Source organism: Isoptericola chiayiensis, from assembly GCF_013149805.1.
In the GTDB taxonomy this organism is placed as follows: Bacteria; Actinomycetota; Actinomycetes; order Actinomycetales; family Cellulomonadaceae; genus Isoptericola; species Isoptericola chiayiensis.
Map to the genome: position 1 here is coordinate 126,089 of NZ_JABEZT010000008.1, position 16,155 is coordinate 142,243.

General features: G+C 72.8%; 14 protein-coding genes and 1 tRNA gene. 11 read left to right on the forward strand and 4 right to left on the reverse strand.

Annotation, left to right across the window (positions count from 1 at the left end):
* Positions 1-7: 7 nt before the first annotated feature.
* Positions 8-694, forward strand: a complete 687-nt coding sequence (locus HDG68_RS14110) for a histidine phosphatase family protein (protein ID WP_172153158.1) — start codon at positions 8-10, stop codon at positions 692-694.
* 69 nt (positions 695-763) lie between these two features.
* A tRNA-Ala gene (locus tag HDG68_RS14115) sits at positions 764-836 on the forward strand.
* A gap of 59 nt (positions 837-895) precedes the next feature.
* Here the strand turns inward: HDG68_RS14115 and HDG68_RS14120 are convergent.
* Entirely contained in the window at positions 896-1,228 is a 333-nt protein-coding gene (locus tag HDG68_RS14120; protein WP_172153160.1) for a cupin domain-containing protein, read from the reverse strand.
* Between the two features lie 216 nt (positions 1,229-1,444).
* Here HDG68_RS14120 and HDG68_RS14125 point away from each other — a divergent pair, with 216 nt between their 5' ends.
* The 6 genes from HDG68_RS14125 to pntB all read left to right on the forward strand — a co-directional run bounded on the left by HDG68_RS14125 (position 1,445) and on the right by pntB (position 8,859).
* Positions 1,445-2,689, forward strand: coding sequence for an aspartate aminotransferase family protein (locus tag HDG68_RS14125; protein ID WP_172153162.1), 1,245 nt, complete (start codon positions 1,445-1,447; stop codon positions 2,687-2,689).
* Positions 2,690-2,708: 19 nt separating this feature from the next.
* Positions 2,709-3,941, forward strand: coding sequence for an ectoine hydrolase (gene doeA / locus HDG68_RS14130; protein WP_172153164.1), 1,233 nt, complete (start codon positions 2,709-2,711; stop codon positions 3,939-3,941).
* 11 nt (positions 3,942-3,952) lie between these two features.
* On the forward strand, positions 3,953-5,335 hold the full coding sequence (locus HDG68_RS14135) for an NAD-dependent succinate-semialdehyde dehydrogenase (RefSeq protein WP_172153166.1): 1,383 nt from the start codon (positions 3,953-3,955) through the stop codon (positions 5,333-5,335).
* Between the two features lie 4 nt (positions 5,336-5,339).
* Positions 5,340-5,768 carry a DUF1801 domain-containing protein gene (locus tag HDG68_RS14140; protein ID WP_172153168.1) on the forward strand — a complete coding sequence of 143 codons (429 nt, stop codon included), beginning with the start codon at positions 5,340-5,342 and terminating at the stop codon, positions 5,766-5,768.
* Positions 5,769-5,857: 89 nt separating this feature from the next.
* Positions 5,858-7,456, forward strand: a complete 1,599-nt coding sequence (locus HDG68_RS14145; RefSeq protein ID WP_172153170.1) for a Re/Si-specific NAD(P)(+) transhydrogenase subunit alpha — start codon at positions 5,858-5,860, stop codon at positions 7,454-7,456.
* The gene (pntB, locus tag HDG68_RS14150) at positions 7,453-8,859 is read left to right on the forward strand and encodes a Re/Si-specific NAD(P)(+) transhydrogenase subunit beta (RefSeq protein ID WP_172153172.1); all 1,407 of its coding nucleotides are present in this window, start codon (positions 7,453-7,455) and stop codon (positions 8,857-8,859) included. The genes HDG68_RS14145 and pntB overlap by 4 nt, the downstream gene beginning before the upstream one ends.
* Positions 8,860-8,924: 65 nt before the next feature.
* On the opposite strand, the gene mqo is transcribed toward pntB, so the two are convergent.
* Complete coding sequence (gene mqo / locus HDG68_RS14155) at positions 8,925-10,493, reverse strand: malate dehydrogenase (quinone) (RefSeq protein ID WP_172153174.1); 1,569 nt, start codon at positions 10,491-10,493, stop codon at positions 8,925-8,927.
* A gap of 152 nt (positions 10,494-10,645) precedes the next feature.
* Positions 10,646-11,344, reverse strand: coding sequence for a pyridoxine/pyridoxamine 5'-phosphate oxidase (locus tag HDG68_RS14160; protein WP_172153176.1), 699 nt, complete (start codon positions 11,342-11,344; stop codon positions 10,646-10,648).
* A gap of 98 nt (positions 11,345-11,442) precedes the next feature.
* On the opposite strand from HDG68_RS14160, the gene HDG68_RS14165 reads away from it, so the two are divergent.
* The 3 genes from HDG68_RS14165 to HDG68_RS14175 are packed head-to-tail and all read left to right on the forward strand — an operon-like array spanning position 11,443 to position 14,544.
* The gene (locus tag HDG68_RS14165) at positions 11,443-12,150 is read left to right on the forward strand and encodes a hypothetical protein (protein WP_172153178.1); all 708 of its coding nucleotides are present in this window, start codon (positions 11,443-11,445) and stop codon (positions 12,148-12,150) included.
* Positions 12,151-12,203: 53 nt separating this feature from the next.
* Complete coding sequence (locus HDG68_RS14170) at positions 12,204-13,550, forward strand: MFS transporter (protein WP_343037594.1); 1,347 nt, start codon at positions 12,204-12,206, stop codon at positions 13,548-13,550.
* A 7-nt stretch (positions 13,551-13,557) separates the two neighbouring features.
* Complete coding sequence (locus HDG68_RS14175) at positions 13,558-14,544, forward strand: NAD-dependent epimerase/dehydratase family protein (RefSeq protein ID WP_172153181.1); 987 nt, start codon at positions 13,558-13,560, stop codon at positions 14,542-14,544.
* A gap of 25 nt (positions 14,545-14,569) precedes the next feature.
* Here HDG68_RS14175 and HDG68_RS14180 read toward each other — a convergent pair whose 3' ends face one another.
* A complete protein-coding gene (locus tag HDG68_RS14180) occupies positions 14,570-16,120 on the reverse strand; it encodes an HNH endonuclease signature motif containing protein (protein WP_172153183.1) in 1,551 nt (516 codons plus the stop codon).
* Positions 16,121-16,155: the final 35 nt, after the last annotated feature.

Here is a 16,155-nt window from a genome sequence, read left to right on the forward strand (position 1 = left end):
GCGCGCCGTGACCGCCGGCACCGTCGTCCTGCTGCGGCACGGACGGACCGCCTACAACGCGACCCTGCGGCTGCAGGGCCAGATCGACATCCCGCTGGACGAGGTCGGACGGTGGCAGGCCGAGCAGGGGGCGGTGGCGCTGTCGGCCTCGCACCGCGCGGCGCGCGTCGTCTCGTCGGACCTGGAGCGTGCCTCCGACACGGCCGCCGCCTACGCCGACCAGGTGGGTGTGCCCGTGGAGACCGACCCGCGGCTGCGGGAGCGGTCGTTCGGCGTGTGGGAGGGGCTGACGTCCGAGGAGATCGCCGAGCGGTGGCCCGCCGAGCACGGCGAGTGGCGCCGGGGCGGGGAGCCCGCCGGCGTGGGCGCGGAGACCAAGGCGGACGTGGCGGAGCGCATGGCGGGAGCCGTGCGGGAGCACGCCGAGGCGTTGAGCAGTGACGAGTGTCTCGTCGTCGTCTCGCACGGCGCCGCGATCTCCCTGGCCATCACGGGCCTGCTCGAGCTGGACGCCACGGCCTGGCGGGGCATCTCCGGGATGCACAACGTGCACTGGTCCCACCTGCACCGATCCGCTCCGGGCGCCGTGCCGGGCTGGCGGCTCGTGGCCCACAACGTGGGTGCGGGCTACCCGCTCGACCGGTGGCGGGCGGGTCCGCACGCGGATTTGGAACCTGAGCCGAAGTCTGCCTAAGATATCGACGTTCCCGAGGGGCCAAGCCCCTCAGAACTCCACGAATCAGGCCTTCGGGTCAGGTTCTCCGGGGCTGTGGCGCAGCTGGTAGCGCATCTGCATGGCATGCAGAGGGTCAGGGGTTCGAGTCCCCTCAGCTCCACATCGCAAGGCCGTCTCCCTCGTCGGGAGGCGGCCTTCGTCGTGCGCCGGTCCTGTCCGTCAGTCGGCCTGGTGCGGGATGCTCGTGACCGTCGTGAGCAGGAACGCCGAGTCCTCCAGCGCGACCACGGAGTGCCGTTGATGGGTCAGGACGCGGAGCTGGCCGGCGAGCACGACCTCGCCGTCCAGGGCGGTCACCCGGATGCTGCCGTGCAGGACCAGGACCGAGGCGGCGGGCGGTGAGTTGTGCTCGCCGAGCTCCGTGCCGGCGCTCAGCGCCAGGACGGTCTGCCGCAGGGGACCGTCGTGCACCACCACCTCGGCGCTGCGCCCGTGGGCGTCCGTCCTCGCCGCTGCCAGGTGCCGTTCCACGAGGTCGTCCACGTTCGCCATGCGGCCTCCGTCCGGGTTCCCGGCCGCCCCGCTGCGGCCGTCGGCAGCACACTACGGCGGGGCGGCTCCCGGCGCGCGACGACCGTGCGGGCAGCCGTCCCGGGCGGCACGACGAACAGCGCTCCGAACGGCGCGACGAACGGCGAAACGTGGCGGACACCGAAACGTCATCGTGCTGCTGTTGACAGCCCTCGTACCCCCACGTAGAAGTGGACGATGGAGGCGTTCGAGAAGTGGGAATCAGAGATCCGTGGGTACAGCCGGACATATCCGACCGTCTTTGCGTCGGCGTCCAACGCGCGGCAGACCGATGAGTCCGGACGGAGCTTCATCGATTTCTTCGCCGGTGCGGGAGTGCTGAACTTCGGGCACAACAATCCGCGCATGAAGCGGGCCATGATCGATTTTCTCGAGGCGGACGGCGTCGCGCACAGCCTCGACATGGCGACGACGACGAAGCGGGACTTCATCGAGAAGTTCGCCGAGACCGTCCTGGCTCCCCGGGACATGTCCGTGCGGATGCAGTTCATGGGCCCGACGGGGACGAACGCGGTCGAGGCCGCGCTCAAGCTCGCCCGGCGCGTCACGGGACGGCGTGACGTGGTGGCCTTCACCAACGGGTTCCACGGCATGACCCTCGGCTCGCTGGCGCTGACGGCCAACGACTACTTCCGTGCCGCCGCCGGGGTGCCGCTCGACCACGTGGTGCGCCTGCCGTTCGAGACGGCACCCGGAGGTGGCCTGGAGCAGCTCGCGGACTTCCGCGCCCTGCTCGAGGACTCCTCGAGCGGCATCCTGCCGCCGGCCGCGTTCGTGGTCGAGGTGATCCAGGCCGAGGGCGGCGTCCACGTGGCGAGCGCCGAGTGGCTGCGCGAGGTGCAGCGGCTCGCGCACGACGTCGGGTCCCTGTTCGTCATCGACGACATCCAGGTGGGCTGCGGCCGCACGGGCAGCTACTTCAGCTTCGACGGCATGGGGCTCGACCCCGACATCGTGTGCCTCGCCAAGGGCATCGGCGGGTTCGGGACGCCGCTGGCGATGAACCTGGTCAAGCCCGAGCACGACGCGCACTGGTCGCCCGGCGAGCACACCGGGACCTTCCGGGGCCAGGGCCTGTCCTTCGTCGCGGGCCGCGAGGCCCTGACCTACTTCGACGACGACGCGCTCATGGACCGGGTGCACGCCCGCAGCGAGGTGATGGTCGTCGCGTTGACGCGGATCGCCGACGAGGCGGACGCCGGGTTCGACGTGCGCGGGCGAGGCATGATCCAGGGCCTCGACGTCGGCGACGGCGTCCTGGCCAAGGCCGTCACCAAGGCGTGCTTCGACGACGGCCTGCTCATCGGGCCGTGCGGGACCGGTGGCCGCGTGCTGAAGCTCATCCCGCCGTTGACCATCGACGACGAGGACCTCACCGAGGGTCTGCAGATCCTCACCTCCGCCGTCCACAGCACCATCTGACCGTCTCCGGGAGGCACCCTTGAAGCAGCGCGACGACATGACCTTCCCCTTCGAGGAGTACCAGCGGCGGCTGGACGAGCTGCGCGGGCGCATGGCCGACCGCCTGCTCGACGCGGTGGTGATCACCGACCCCGAGAACCTGATGTACCTCACGGACTACCAGACCTCGGGATATTCGTTCTTCCAGGCACTCGTCGTGCCGCTGGAGGGCGAACCCTTCATGATCACCCGTGCGATGGAGGAGTCGAACGTCTATGCCCGGACGTGGGTGGAGATGACCCGCCCCTATCCGGACACCGGCGACGCCATCCAGTCGCTCGTGCAGTCCTTGCGGGAATTCGGGCTGCACACGAAGGACGTGGGTTACGAGCGCAACAGCTACTACTTCCCGGCCTATCACCAGGACTACATCCACACCGCGTTCACCGAGGGGCGGCTCCTCGACTGCTTCGGCATCGTCGAGGAAGGGCGGTTGTGCAAGTCCGAGGTCGAGATCGAGATCATGGGCAAGGCCGCGGCGGCGACCGAGGCCGGCATGAGCGCCGGGATCGAGGCCTGCGCGGCCGGGGTCAGCGAGAACGAGATCGCGGCGGAGATCAGCGCCGCGATGTTCCGCGCGGGCGGGGAGTTCCCGGCCGTGATGCCCTACGTCACCTCCGGGCCGCGCAGCATGATCGGGCACGCCACCTGGGAGGGGCGTGTCGTCCAGCCGGGCGAGCACGTGTTCCTCGAGGTGGGCGGGTGCTTCCGGCGCTACCACACGGCCATGATGCGCACCGTGCTGCTCGACGAGCTGTCGCCGTCGATGCATGCCGCCCAGGAACGCATGAAGCTGGCCCTGGCGGAGGTCAAGGCGGCGATGCGTCCCGGTCTGACCGTCTCGGACGCCGACAACATCGTGCGCAGCATCATCACGGACAACGGGGTGGGTGCCCGGCTGGTCACCCGCTCTGGCTACTCGATCGGCATCGCGTTCCCCCCGAGCTGGGACGAGGGCTACATCGCCAGCCTCAACCAGGGCAACCCGACGATCCTGCGCGAGGGCATGACGTTCCACATCATCCCGTGGATGTGGGGCGTCGACGGGGACAAGACCGTCGGGATCTCGGACACGGTCCACGTCACCGCGCGCGGGTGCGAGTCCTTCTTCACGATGGGCGAGGACTTCACCTGCAAGCCGGAGCACGCCGCGAGCCGGGCGTCCACCGACGTCGACGGCGCCACGCCCATCCGTCCCGACGTCGTCGCCTGAGAGGAACCCGCATGCTCACTGCCACCGATCCGACCACCGGACGCGTCGTGCGCGAGGTGGAGCCGTTGGACGCCGCGGGGGTCGAGGCCGTGCTCGCCGCGGCCGAGGCCGCCCGCCCCGCCTGGGAGAGGCTGGGCCTGGCGGGCCGGGCCGAGGTGCTGCGGGCCGTGGCCGCCCGGCTGCGCGAGCGGACCGAGGAGCTGGCGCCGCTGATGACCGAGGAGATGGGCAAGCCGATCTCCGAGGCGCGGGGCGAGGTCGCGAAGGCGGCGTGGTGCCTGGAGCACTACGCCGACCACGGCGCCGAGTACCTGGCCGACCAGGTGCTGGAGTCGGACGCGTCCCGCAGCTACGTGCAGCACCTGCCGCTCGGCACCGTCCTGGGGGTGCTGCCCTGGAACGCCCCGTTCTGGCTGGCCTCGCGGTTCGCGGCGCCGGCGCTCATGGCGGGGAACACGGCGCTGATGAAGCACGACCCGCACGTGCCCGGGTGCGCGGCCGCGATCGGTGCGGCGTTCGCCGACGAGATCGAGCGCGCCGGGCTCCCGGCGGGGGTGTTCGCGAACCTGCCGCTCGAGACGCCGCAGGTCGAGGCCGTGATCCGCGACCCCCGTGTCGACGCGGTCTCGTTCACGGGGTCGGCGCGCGGTGGGGCGGCGGTGGCGAGCATCGCCGCCAGCGAGATCAAGCCGACCGTCCTGGAGCTCGGCGGGTCCGACCCGAGCATCGTGCTGTCCGACGCCGACCTGGACGTCGCCGCGGACACCATCACGCTGTCGCGCATCATCAACGCAGGCCAGTCGTGCATCGCGGCCAAGCGGATCATCGTCGAGGCGTCGGTGTACGAGTCGTTCGTGGACCGGCTCAAGGTCCGGCTCGAGAAGCTGACGGTGGGCGACCCCGCCGCGGAGGGCACCGACGTCGGGCCCATCGCGCGCGCCGACCTGCGCGAGGAGCTGCACCGGCAGGTGACCGAGACGGTCGACGCCGGGGCGCGGCTGCTGCTGGGCGGTCGGCTCCCGGACGGCGACGGCTACTTCTACCCGGTGACGATGCTCGCGGACGTCGGCGAGTCGATGGCGGCGTGCCGGGAGGAGACGTTCGGGCCGGTGATGGCCGTGATGCCCGCGGCCGACGCGGAGGAGGCCCTGGCGATGGCCAACCGCACGCAGTACGGTCTCGCGGCCGCGGTGTGGTCGACGCCGGAGCGCGGTGAGGCGATGGCCCGTCGGATCCAGGCGGGTCAGGTGGCGGTGAACGGCATCGTCAAGACCGACCCCCGCCTGCCGAGCGGCGGGATCAAGCGGTCCGGGTACGGCCGTGAGCTCGGTCCCCACGGGATCCGCGAGTTCGTCAACGCCCAGCAGGTGTGGGTCGGCCCGCGGCGGGACTGACTGCGTGGAGCGGACCACCGAGGACGTGGACGCCTTTCTCGAGGCGCGGGGGCCGACGTCGGACCTGGCCCGCACGGACGCCCTCGTCCGCGCCGCGCTGCCTGACCTCTCCCGCACGCTGTGGCGCGGGGTGTTCTGGGGCGGCACCGAGCAGGCGATCGTCGGCTACGGCGACATCGTCCAGTCCCGGCCGCGGGGGCCGGACGTCGAGTGGTTCCTCGTCGGGCTGGCCGGGCAGAAGCGGCACCTGAGCCTGTACGTCAACGCGGTCGACGACGGCGCCTACCTCACGCGGCAGTACGCGGACCGGCTGGGCCGCGCCAGGGTCGGTGCGGCGGCCATCACCTTCTCCCGGCTCGACGACGTCGACACGGCGGCGCTCCACGAGCTCCTGGTCCGCGCGGGGCGCACCCTCGGCGACACCTCCGGCTGAGACTTCGTCTCGCTGCGCGAGCGCTGCTCGTCCCGGACCGCCCGACCCGATAGGTTGCAGGTGACCTGGACCGAAGGAGGTTCGAGCCCGTGCAGATCGGTGTCCCCCGAGAGTCGCGCGAGGGCGAACGGCTCGTCGCCGCGACGCCCGCGACCGTCCGCGGCCTGACGTCGCTCGGCTACGACGTCGTCGTCGAGTCCGGTGCCGGCGAGCGTGCCAGCATGCCCACCCCGGCGTACGTCGAGGCCGGCGCCCACGTCGGCAGCCGCGAGGACGTGTGGCGGTCCGACGTCGTCACCTGCGTCAACGCCCCGAGCCCGGACGAGCTGGACCTGCTGCGTCCGGGTGCCGTCCTGGTCTCCCAGCTGGGCCCGGGCGGGCGGCCCGAGCTCGTCGAGGCCCTCGCCGAGCACCGGGTGACCGCCCTGGCGCTCGACGCGGTGCCCCGCATCTCCCGCGCCCAGGCGCTCGACGTGCTCTCCGCCCAGTCGAACGTCGCCGGCTACCGGGCCGTGGTGGAGGCTGCCGAGGAGTTCGGCGGCATGTTCACCGGCCAGGTCACCGCGGCGGGCACGACGCCACCCGCGGCGGTGTTCGTCATCGGCGCCGGCGTGGCCGGGCTCGCGGCGATCGGCACCGCCTCCTCCCTGGGGGCGAAGGTGCGGGCCTTCGACGTCCGCCCCGAGGTGGCCGAGCAGATCGAGTCGCTCGGCGCCACGTTCGTCCGCGCGGAGGGCGCCTCCCAGGAGGTCTCCGCGGACGGCTACGCCCGCGAGCTGTCGACCGACCAGGAGGCCGCCACCCGGGCCACCTACGCCGCCGAGTCCGCCGGAGCGGACGTCGTCGTCACGACCGCGCTGGTCCGCGGTACGGCGCCCACCACCATCACCGCGGAGATGGTCGCCGCCATGAAGCCCGGCTCGGTGGTCGTCGACCTCGCCGCACCCGGCGGCGGGAACTGCGAGCTCACGGTCCCGGGGGAGCGTGTCGTCAGCGACAACGGCGTGATCGTGCTGGGTTACACCGACCTGCCCGGCCGCATGCCGCAGCACACCTCCCAGCTCTTCGGGACCAACGTCGTCAACCTGCTGACCCTGATGACACCGGGCAAGGACGGCCGGCCCGAGGTCGACCTCGACGACGTCGTCGTGCGGGGCATGACCGTCTCCCACGAGGGCGAGGTGCTCTGGCCGCCGCCCCCGGTGCAGGTCTCGGCGGCACCCGCACCCGCCCCGGCCGCCGAGCCGACCGCGGAGCCCGGACCGTCCCCGGAGGAGCTGGCCGCCGAGCGGCGGCGTCGCTCGCGGCGCCGCACCGTGCTCGCCGGCCTCGGCGCCGTCGTGGGCGGTCTGGCGATCGCGTCCTCACCACCGGACGCCGTGGGCCACTTCACGGTGTTCGCGCTGGCCGTCGTGGTGGGCTTCTACGTGATCTCCGCGGTCACCCACGCCCTGCACACCCCGCTGATGGCGCAGACCAACGCGATCAGCGGCATCATCCTCGTGGGCTCGCTGCTGCAGATCGGCGTCGACGACTGGCTGGTCACGGCGCTCGCGGTCGTGGCCGCCACCGTGGCGAGCATCAACGTGTTCGGCGGGTTCCTCGTCGCCAACCGCATGATCCGCATGTTCCGCAAGGGGGCCCCGGCCCCGCACGTCGCCGCGCCCCGGCAGGGGGTGGCCCGATGACCGTGCTGTCCGCCGTCCAGGCCACCTATGTCGTCGCCGGCGTCCTGTTCATCCTGTCCCTGGCGGGGCTGTCGAAGCAGGAGTCGGCCCGGCGCGGCAACGTCCTCGGCATGATCGGCATGGTGCTGGCGCTGATCGCCACGGTCGTGCTCGCGCTGGAGAGCTCGGCGCGCCCCTGGCAGGTCACCGCCGCGCTGATCCTGCTGGTCTTCGTGGTCGGCGCGGGGGTGGGCGTCTGGCGCGTGCGCCGCGTCGAGATGACGCAGATGCCCGAGCTCATCGCCCTGCTGCACTCGTTCGTGGGCCTGGCCGCCGTGCTCGTGGGTTTCGGGTCGTTCCTGACGGAACCGCAGTCCGACACGGTCCACCTGGTCGAGGTGTTCCTGGGGGTGCTGATCGGTGCGGTGACGTTCACCGGGTCGATCGTCGCCAACCTCAAGCTGTCCGCGAAGATCAAGTCGGCACCGTTGATGTTGCCGGGGCGGCACTGGCTGAACCTCGCGATGCTCGTCGCGTCGGCGGGTCTGTTGGCCTGGTTCGTCACGGCCGCCCACGACGGCGCCGACGGGGCGGCGCTCGCGGCGCTGCTGGCGCTGACCGTGGTCGCGCTCGCGCTCGGGTGGCACCTGGTGGCCTCGATCGGCGGCGGTGACATGCCGGTCGTCGTCTCGATGCTGAACTCCTACTCCGGGTGGGCCGCCGCGGCCGCCGGGTTCATGCTCGGCAACGACCTGCTGATCATCACCGGTGCACTGGTGGGCTCCTCCGGCGCGATCCTGTCCTACCTGATGTGCCAGGCGATGAACCGGTCGTTCGTGTCGGTGATCCTCGGCGGGTTCGGCGCCGAGCCGGGCAGCAGCGCCGCGGCCGGCGTCGACGGCGAGCACCGCGAGACCTTTGCGGCCGACGTCGCCGAGCAGCTCGCGGGAGCACGCTCCGTCATCGTGGTGCCCGGTTACGGGATGGCGGTGGCGAAGGCCCAGTACCCGATCGCGGAGCTGACGGAGATGCTGCAGGACCGCGGCGTGGAGGTGCGGTTCGGGGTCCACCCGGTGGCCGGCCGCCTGCCCGGCCACATGAACGTGCTGCTCGCCGAGGCCAAGGTGCCCTACGACGTCGTGCTCGGCATGGACGAGATCAACGGCGACTTCGCGGACACCGACGTCGTCCTCGTGATCGGTGCCAACGACACGGTGAACCCCGCGGCCCAGGAGGACCCGGGCTCACCCATCGCCGGCATGCCGGTCCTCGAGGTCTGGAACGCCCGGGACGTCGTCGTGTTCAAGCGGTCGATGGCCACCGGGTACGCGGGCGTGCAGAACCCGCTGTTCTTCCGGGAGAACACCGCGATGCTGTTCGGGGACGCCAAGGAGCAGGTGCAGAGGATCATCCAGGCGCTCTGACCCGGCGCGGCCGCGGCACCGCACGTTCGGCGGGCCGCGGCCGGGTGCTTGATCGTCCGGGCCGGTCAGAGCCGGGAGTCGGCCTGGTCCTCGTAGACGCTGGCGGGCAGGACGCCGTCGACCGCCTCGGGCAGGGGAGCGGCGAGCTCGCCGGCCGCGCTGGCGGTGGTGTCGATCTCGCGGGTGTCCGTGGGGCCGCCGTCGAGGCTGGGCATCATGGTGGCCAGGTGCGAGCGCCACTGCGGGAAGTCGGTCGGGAAGCAGCGCTCGAGGACGTCGACCATCGCCGACACGGCGGTCGAGGCGCCGGGGGAGGCGCCGAGCAGACCGGCGATCGAGCCGTCCGCGGCCGTGACGACCTCGGTGCCGAACTGCAGCACGCCCTTGCCGTCGGCGTCGCGCTTGATCACCTGGACGCGCTGGCCCGCGGTGATCTTCTCCCAGTCCTTCGGGTGCGCGGTGGGCATGAACTGCTGCAGCGCGTGGAACTTGGTCTCCGGCGCCGCCGCGAGCTGGCCGACCAGGTACTGGGTGAGGTCCATGTTCTTCAGGCCGGCACCCAGCATCGAGGTGATGTTGTTCGCGCGCAGGGAGGTGATCAGGCCCAGGTACTTGCCCTGCTTGAGGTACTTGGGGCTGAACCCGGCGTACGGGCCGAACATGAGGTAGCTCTTGCCGTTCACGACGCGCGTGTCCAGGTGGGGCACGGACATCGGCGGGGCGCCGACGTCGGCCTTGCCGTAGACCTTGGCGTGGTGCTGGGCGACGACCTCGGGGTTTTCGGTGCGCAGGAACTCGCCGGAGATGGGGAACCCGCCGAAGCCCTTGATCTCGGGGATGCCGGCAGACTGCAGCAGCGGCAGCGCGCCGCCGCCGGCACCGACGAACACGAACCGGGCCGTGACGGTCGACGTGCGCGGGCGGGCGTTCCAGGAGCGGTCCTTGAGCCGCAGCCGCCAGCGGCCGTCCTTGGTGCGCTTGATCGAGCGGACCTCGTGCTGGAGCTGCAGCTCGGCGCCGTGGGAGACCAGGCCGTCGATCATCTGGCGGGTCAGGTTGCCGAAGTCGACGTCGGTGCCGGCTGCGGAGCGGGTCGCGGCGACGGGCTCGTCGGCGTCCCGGGCGGCGGTGAGCAGCGGGGCCCAGCGGGAGATCTCGGCGCGGTCGGTCGAGAACTCCAGGTCGCGGAAGAGCGGGTGGGCCCGCAGGGCCTCGTAGCGGCGGCGCAGGTAGTCGACGTTCTCGCTGCCGCGCACGAACGTCATGTGCGGGGTCCGGTGGATGAACGACGAGTCGGCGAGCGTGCCGGTGGCGAGCAGGTGGTGCCACAGCTCGCGCGAGGTGTGGAACTGCTCGTTGATGGTCACGGCCTTGGAGATGTCGACGGTGCCGTCGGCCTTCTCCGGGGTGTAGTTGAGCTCGCACAGCGCGGCGTGCCCCGTGCCCGCGTTGTTCCACGGGTTGGACGACTCGAGCGCCACGTCGTCGAGGCGTTCGACGATACGGATCGACCACGTCGGCTCGAGCTGCTGGAGCAGCGTGCCGAGGGTGGCGCTCATGACGCCGCCGCCGATGAGGACGACGTCGACGGCGTCGGAGGGGGCGGTGCTGGAGGCCGTTGCGCGCGAAGTCACCCGGCCATGCTACGGCGTTGGTGAAAAGTGTCACAAAGAATGAGAGCAACGTCACAAGGCCTCTGACCTGCAGTGACGCAGGTCACATCGTTGCTTCGGTGTCGTCGCACGTCAGCGCAGCGGGCTTCGCTGCCGTGCAGCGCCGTCGGCGGTCAGGGCCACAGCAGGGCACGCTGCCAACCGCCCTGCGTGCTGCCGGCCCCAGCTCCGGGAGCTCCGGCGTCGGCCGCGCGGCGGTACCGCATGCGGGTCTGTCCGGTGCCCGCACCGGACCCCCAGAACTCCACCTCGCGCGGCTCGAGGCACCACGCCGTCCACGTCGGCGCGACCAGCTCGGGGTCTGCCCGCACCTGCTCCAGGGCGGCCGCCCACGCCGCCCGGTGCTCGGCGAGCGACCCGAGCTCCTCGCTCTGGTGGCCGACCAGTCCCGTCGCGCGTGACGCGTCGGGACGGGCCCGGAAGTCCGCGGCACCGACGTCCGGCCGCGACGTCACCGCCCCGGCGACCCGGACCTGGCGGCCCGTCTCGCGCCACAGGAACGTCAGCGCCGCCCGCGGGTTGGCCTGCAGGTCCTGCGCCTTCGGGCTGGTCGCGTGCCCGGCGAACCACCAGCCGGCGTCGTCGAGGTCCTTGAGGATGACCGTGCGGGCGCTCACCGTGCCCTCCGCGTCCGCCGTCGACAACGTCATCGCCTGGGGCGCGATCGCTCCCCGCGCGACCGCGTCCTCGAACCACCGCGCGAACAGCTCGTGCGGGTCCGGCGGCAGCGCGGCGACGTCGTCGACCTGCCAGCCCTCGAGCCCGTCGGGCAGCACCGGCAGGGCGCGGAGCCTCTCGCGGAAGGTGGTCATCGTCTGCTCCTCGCCGGGCGGCCCGCCGCCCTCTTGTGCCGCCGTCGTCCGCACGCCACCATATGACCGAACCGGCCCCGGCCCGAGAGACGAGTCCGATGACGCACGAGCACCACCAGCCAGGACGCCACCGCTCCGGCGGGCGGATCGTGCGGCGCGACGCCGTGGACCCCGGCCCCGTCACCTCCGTGACGACGCTCTTCGCGCCCGCGCCCGCCGCGACAGGTCCGGTGCCGTCCGTCCCGCCGGCCCCGCGGACCGAGACCCGCCCCTGGCAGACCGTGCTCATCGCCGCCGCCCTCGTGGTGGCGCTCGCCGCGTCGGTCGGCGTGGCCGTCCTGTGGGCGGCGAACCGGAAGCTGACGGCCGAGGTCGAGGCCGCCGTCGCGCAGGTCGAGGCAGCGCAGGCCGACACCGCCGCGGTGCGGACCGCCCTCGAGGCGGTGCCCGACGCCGCCACCGTGGACGCCCTCGCCGCACGCGTCGACGGCGTCGAGTCGTGGACCGGCCTGCCCGAGGGCGGGATCACCGACCAGGACGACCTGCAGACGCGGCTGCTGGAGGTCTCCACCGGGATCGAGAGCCTGCAGGACAACCTCCAGGACGGGCTCGGCACCGTCCGCAACGACATCGCCTCGGTCCGCACTGACCTCGCCGCCGACGACGGCGACGCCGACCGCGCGGAGGTCGACGCCGTGCGGAGCGACCTCGACGCCCTGCGGTCCGCCGTCGACGACGTCCGTCGGGACGTCGGCGTGCTCTGCTGGGCGCTCGGCTACCGCAAGGACGTGGCGGCCTCCTGCTGATCCCCGCCCGGTGCACCCGGCCGGTCGGGCGCGAGCGGCGTAGCGTGGCCGTCGTGGTGGACGCACCCCTGCAGCGACGTGTGCTGATCGTCGCGATCCTCGCCTCGTTCGTGTCGTTCCTGGACGGCACGGTGGTCAACGTGGCCCTGCCCGCGATCGCGGACGAGCTCGGTGGCCCCGGGGAGGCCGGGCTGACGCTGCAGCAGTGGGTCGTCGACGGATACCTGGTCACCCTCGGCTCGTTCATCCTGCTCGCCGGGTCGCTGTCCGACGTGCACGGCCGCCGCCGGGTCCTGGTGGTGGGCCTCGCCGGGTTCGCCGCGACGTCCGTGCTGTGCGCGCTCGCCCCGACCGGACCGGTGCTGGTCGTGGCGCGCCTGCTGCAGGGCGTCGCGGGAGCGCTGCTCGTGCCGAGCTCCCTGGCGCTGATCATCTCCACCTTCGACGGTCCCGCCCAGGGACGGGCCATCGGGCGCTGGACCGCCTGGACCGGCACCGCGATGATCGTCGGGCCGTTCGTCGGCGGGGGGCTCGTGGACCTGATCTCCTGGCGCTGGGTGTTCTGGATCAACGTGCCCGTCGTCGCAGTCACGCTCCTGCTGCTGCGCCGCGTGCCGGAGGCGGAGGCGACGGTGCAGCGGCGGATCGACGTCCCCGGGGCCCTGCTCGCTGCGGTCGGCCTGGCGGCCGCCGTCCTCGGGCTCATCGAGCAGTGGTGGCCCGTCGTGGTCGTCGGTGCGGGGCTCCTGGTCGCGTTCGTCGTCGTCGAGCGACGCGCGCCGGACCCGATGCTGCCGCTGCGGCTCTTCGGCGCGCGCACCTTCGCGTGGGGGAACGTGGCGACCTTCGCGGTGTACGGGGCGCTGGCGTTCGGCGGGTTCGTCCTCACGCTGTTCCTCCAGCAGGTGGCCGGGTACTCGGCCACCGCGGCCGGGGTGGCGCAGCTGCCGACGACGTTGGCGATGCTGGCGCTGTCGACGCGCTTCGGCACGCTCGCCGGCCGGTACGGCGCACGGTGGTTCATGACGGTCGGACCGATCGTGGCCGGGTGCGGGTTCCTGCTGATGCTGACCATGGACGAGCAGGCGACGTACCTCACGCAGGTGCTGCCCGGCATCCTCGTGTTCGGGCTGGGACTGGCGATCACCGTCGCTCCGCTGACGGCCGCGATCCTCGGCGCGGTGCCGGCCACCGACGCCGGGATCGCCTCGGCCGTCAACAACGCGATCTCGCGCGTCGCGGGACTCGTCGTGATCGCGTTCGCGGGCGTCATCCTCGGGGGCGCGCTCGACGTCGAGTCGTTCCACCGCTCGCTCGTGGTCACCGCCGCGCTGCTCGTGGCCGGAGGGCTGGTCAGCATGGTCGGCATCGGTGACACCCGGGTGCGCACCGCGCCATAGTGGGCGCATGAGACTCCTCGTGCTCGGCGGGACCGGGTTCCTGTCCCGTGCGGTCGCCGCGACGGCCATCGTTCGCGGCCACGACGTCACCGCCGTGCACCGCGGGCGCACCGGGACCGTGCCCGACGGCGTGACCCAGGTGCTCGCCGACCGCGGCGACCCGATGCCCCCCGACCTGGCCGGCGCGTCGTTCGACGCCGTCGTCGATGTCTCGTCCACCCCCTCGCACGTGCGCCGCGCCGTGGCCACCTGGCCGGACCGCCACTGGGTGTTCGTGTCCACGGTCAACGTCTACGCCGACGACTCCGACCCGGGCGGCCCGGGGGTCGGCCTGCTGCGGGAACCCGAGACGGACGACGTCGGGCCGGCGTCGAGCCCGGACGCCTACGGGCGGATGAAGGTCGCCTGCGAGCAGGCCGTGCTCGACGGCGTGGCGAGCGCCGCCGTCGTGCGCCCGGGCCTCATCGTCGGCCCCGGTGACCCGACCGGACGCTTCACCTACTGGCCCGCCCGGATGCTGCGCACCCTCGACGGCGACGGCGCCGACGCCCTCGCACCCGGGAAGCCCTCCGACCCCGTCCAGGTGATCGACGTGCGGGACCTGGCGGCCTGGATCGTCACGCTCGCCGAACGGCGCGGTGCCGGGGTGCTCGACGCGGTCGGGCCCGTGACCCCGATCGGCGACGTGCTCGACGCGGTGGCCCGCGGCTGCGGAGCCGCGCCGCGGTGGCGGTGGGCCGACGGCGGCCGCCTCGCGGCGCTCGACGTGCGGCCGTGGGCGGGCGACCGGTCGCTGCCGTTGTGGCTGCCCCGTCCGGACTACGCCGGGATGGTCGCGCACGACGCCGGGCCGGCGCTCGCGGCCGGGCTCGAGGTGCGGCCGGTCGAGGACACGTCGCGCGACGTGCTGGCCTGGTTGCGGAGCACGCCGGACGCCCCGGTCAGCGGTCTCACGGCCGCGCAGGAGGCCGAGGTGCTCGCGGCGCTCCGGTGATGGCGCTGCGGGGAGCGCGGGGCCGTCAGAACGGTGGCGGCCCGGGGTCGGCGAGGGCCGTCGACGGCGGGGCACGATGTCGCGTCGACTCGACGGGTTCCGGTGCGGTGTGGCGGACCCTGCCCGTGGGGGAGGTCCACCGCAGCACCCCGTCGCCCTGCTGTTCGGCCTGCCATCGTGTCTGGTGCTTGACCACGTGGTGCCGGCGGCACAGGTGCGCGAGGTTCTCGAGGTCGGTGGTGCCGCCGTCGGCCCAGGCGACGGTGTGGTCCAGGTCGGTGCGGGCGGCGGGACGGGTGCAGCCGGGAAACCGGCACGTGGTGTCCCGCTCGGCCAGCACCGCCTTGAGGTCGGCCGGTGCCTGGTACGCGGAGCGGCCCACGGACAGCACCGCGCCGGTCTCGGGGTCCGTCAGGATCCGGCGAAAGGACGGGGCGTGGGCGCACAGCGCACGAGCCGTCTCCGCGTCGATGGGGACGTGACCGTCGAGGCTGGCCGGAGCGTCCACGACGCCGAGCAGCGACAGCACCGGCACGGTGACGTTCACGCGAGGCCGGATCGCGCGGGCGACGGGTGCGAGGGATCCCACGGGCCGGGCCGGTCGCGGACCACCCGTGCGGTCGGGTTCGATGCCCTTGCCTGTGCTGCCTGTGCTGCCTGTGCTGCCTGTGCTGCCTGTGCTGCGTGTGCCGTCGGGTGGCATGACGTCCGCCCGGGGCAGCATCGAGTCCGCGCCGACGTCGAGCGTGCCGTCGTCGAGCAGGAGGTCGGCCAGCACGTCGGCCCGGAGCTGACCTACGGTCCGGGCCTCGCCGTCGGCGCGCAGCCGGGTGGCCGTGCTCGTCAACCGGTCGTGGGCGGCGTGCGCGAACGGTGCGGGCAGGTGAGCGGTGAGCCATGCCATGCCGTCGCGTCCCGGGTCGAGCCAGACGTCCCTGCGGGTCGCTGCCTCGGCGTGCCGGACGTCCGGTGGTGTCGGGTGCACGGTCTCCCGGGCGCGCCGAGCGCGGGCCCGCAGCTGGGACGGGGTGCACCCGCGCGCTGCCGGGAGGACGCTCGCCTCGACCCGTGCGGCGTCCTGGGAGGGCAGGTCGTCGATCTCCCGCGCGACGACGTCGGCGTGCCGCCACGAGACGGAACCGGCCAGCACGGCGTCGAGCAGCCGCGGGGCGTTCTGCGTGATCGTGGCGGAGTGGTCGACGAGGGTCTGCGCCGTGCTCTCGCCCACGTGCAGCGACGTCGCGAGATCGGCGACGGCAGCCCGGTGAGCCAGCTCGCGACGGCGTCGGACGGACGCCGTGCGGACGGTGGGGTCGACCGGGTCGAGCAGCGACCGGTCGAGACCCTCGGCCTGCTGGCGGTAGCGGTCGACGAGCAGGGCGCGGACACCTTCGAGCGCGTTGACGGCGGCCTGCGTGGCCTCCACGGCCGTCAAGGTGGCGTCGAGATCGGCCAGCGTGAGCGGAGGTACTTGCGGGGAACCGGGGCGGCAGGGGTCGAGCGTGGCGACCATGTCCAGGACCCGGCGCGCGACGGCTGCGACGTCCTCGGAACCCGCCGTCGTCGCCTCTGTCATGCCTGGTAGCCTAGCAGAAATCGAACACCTGTACT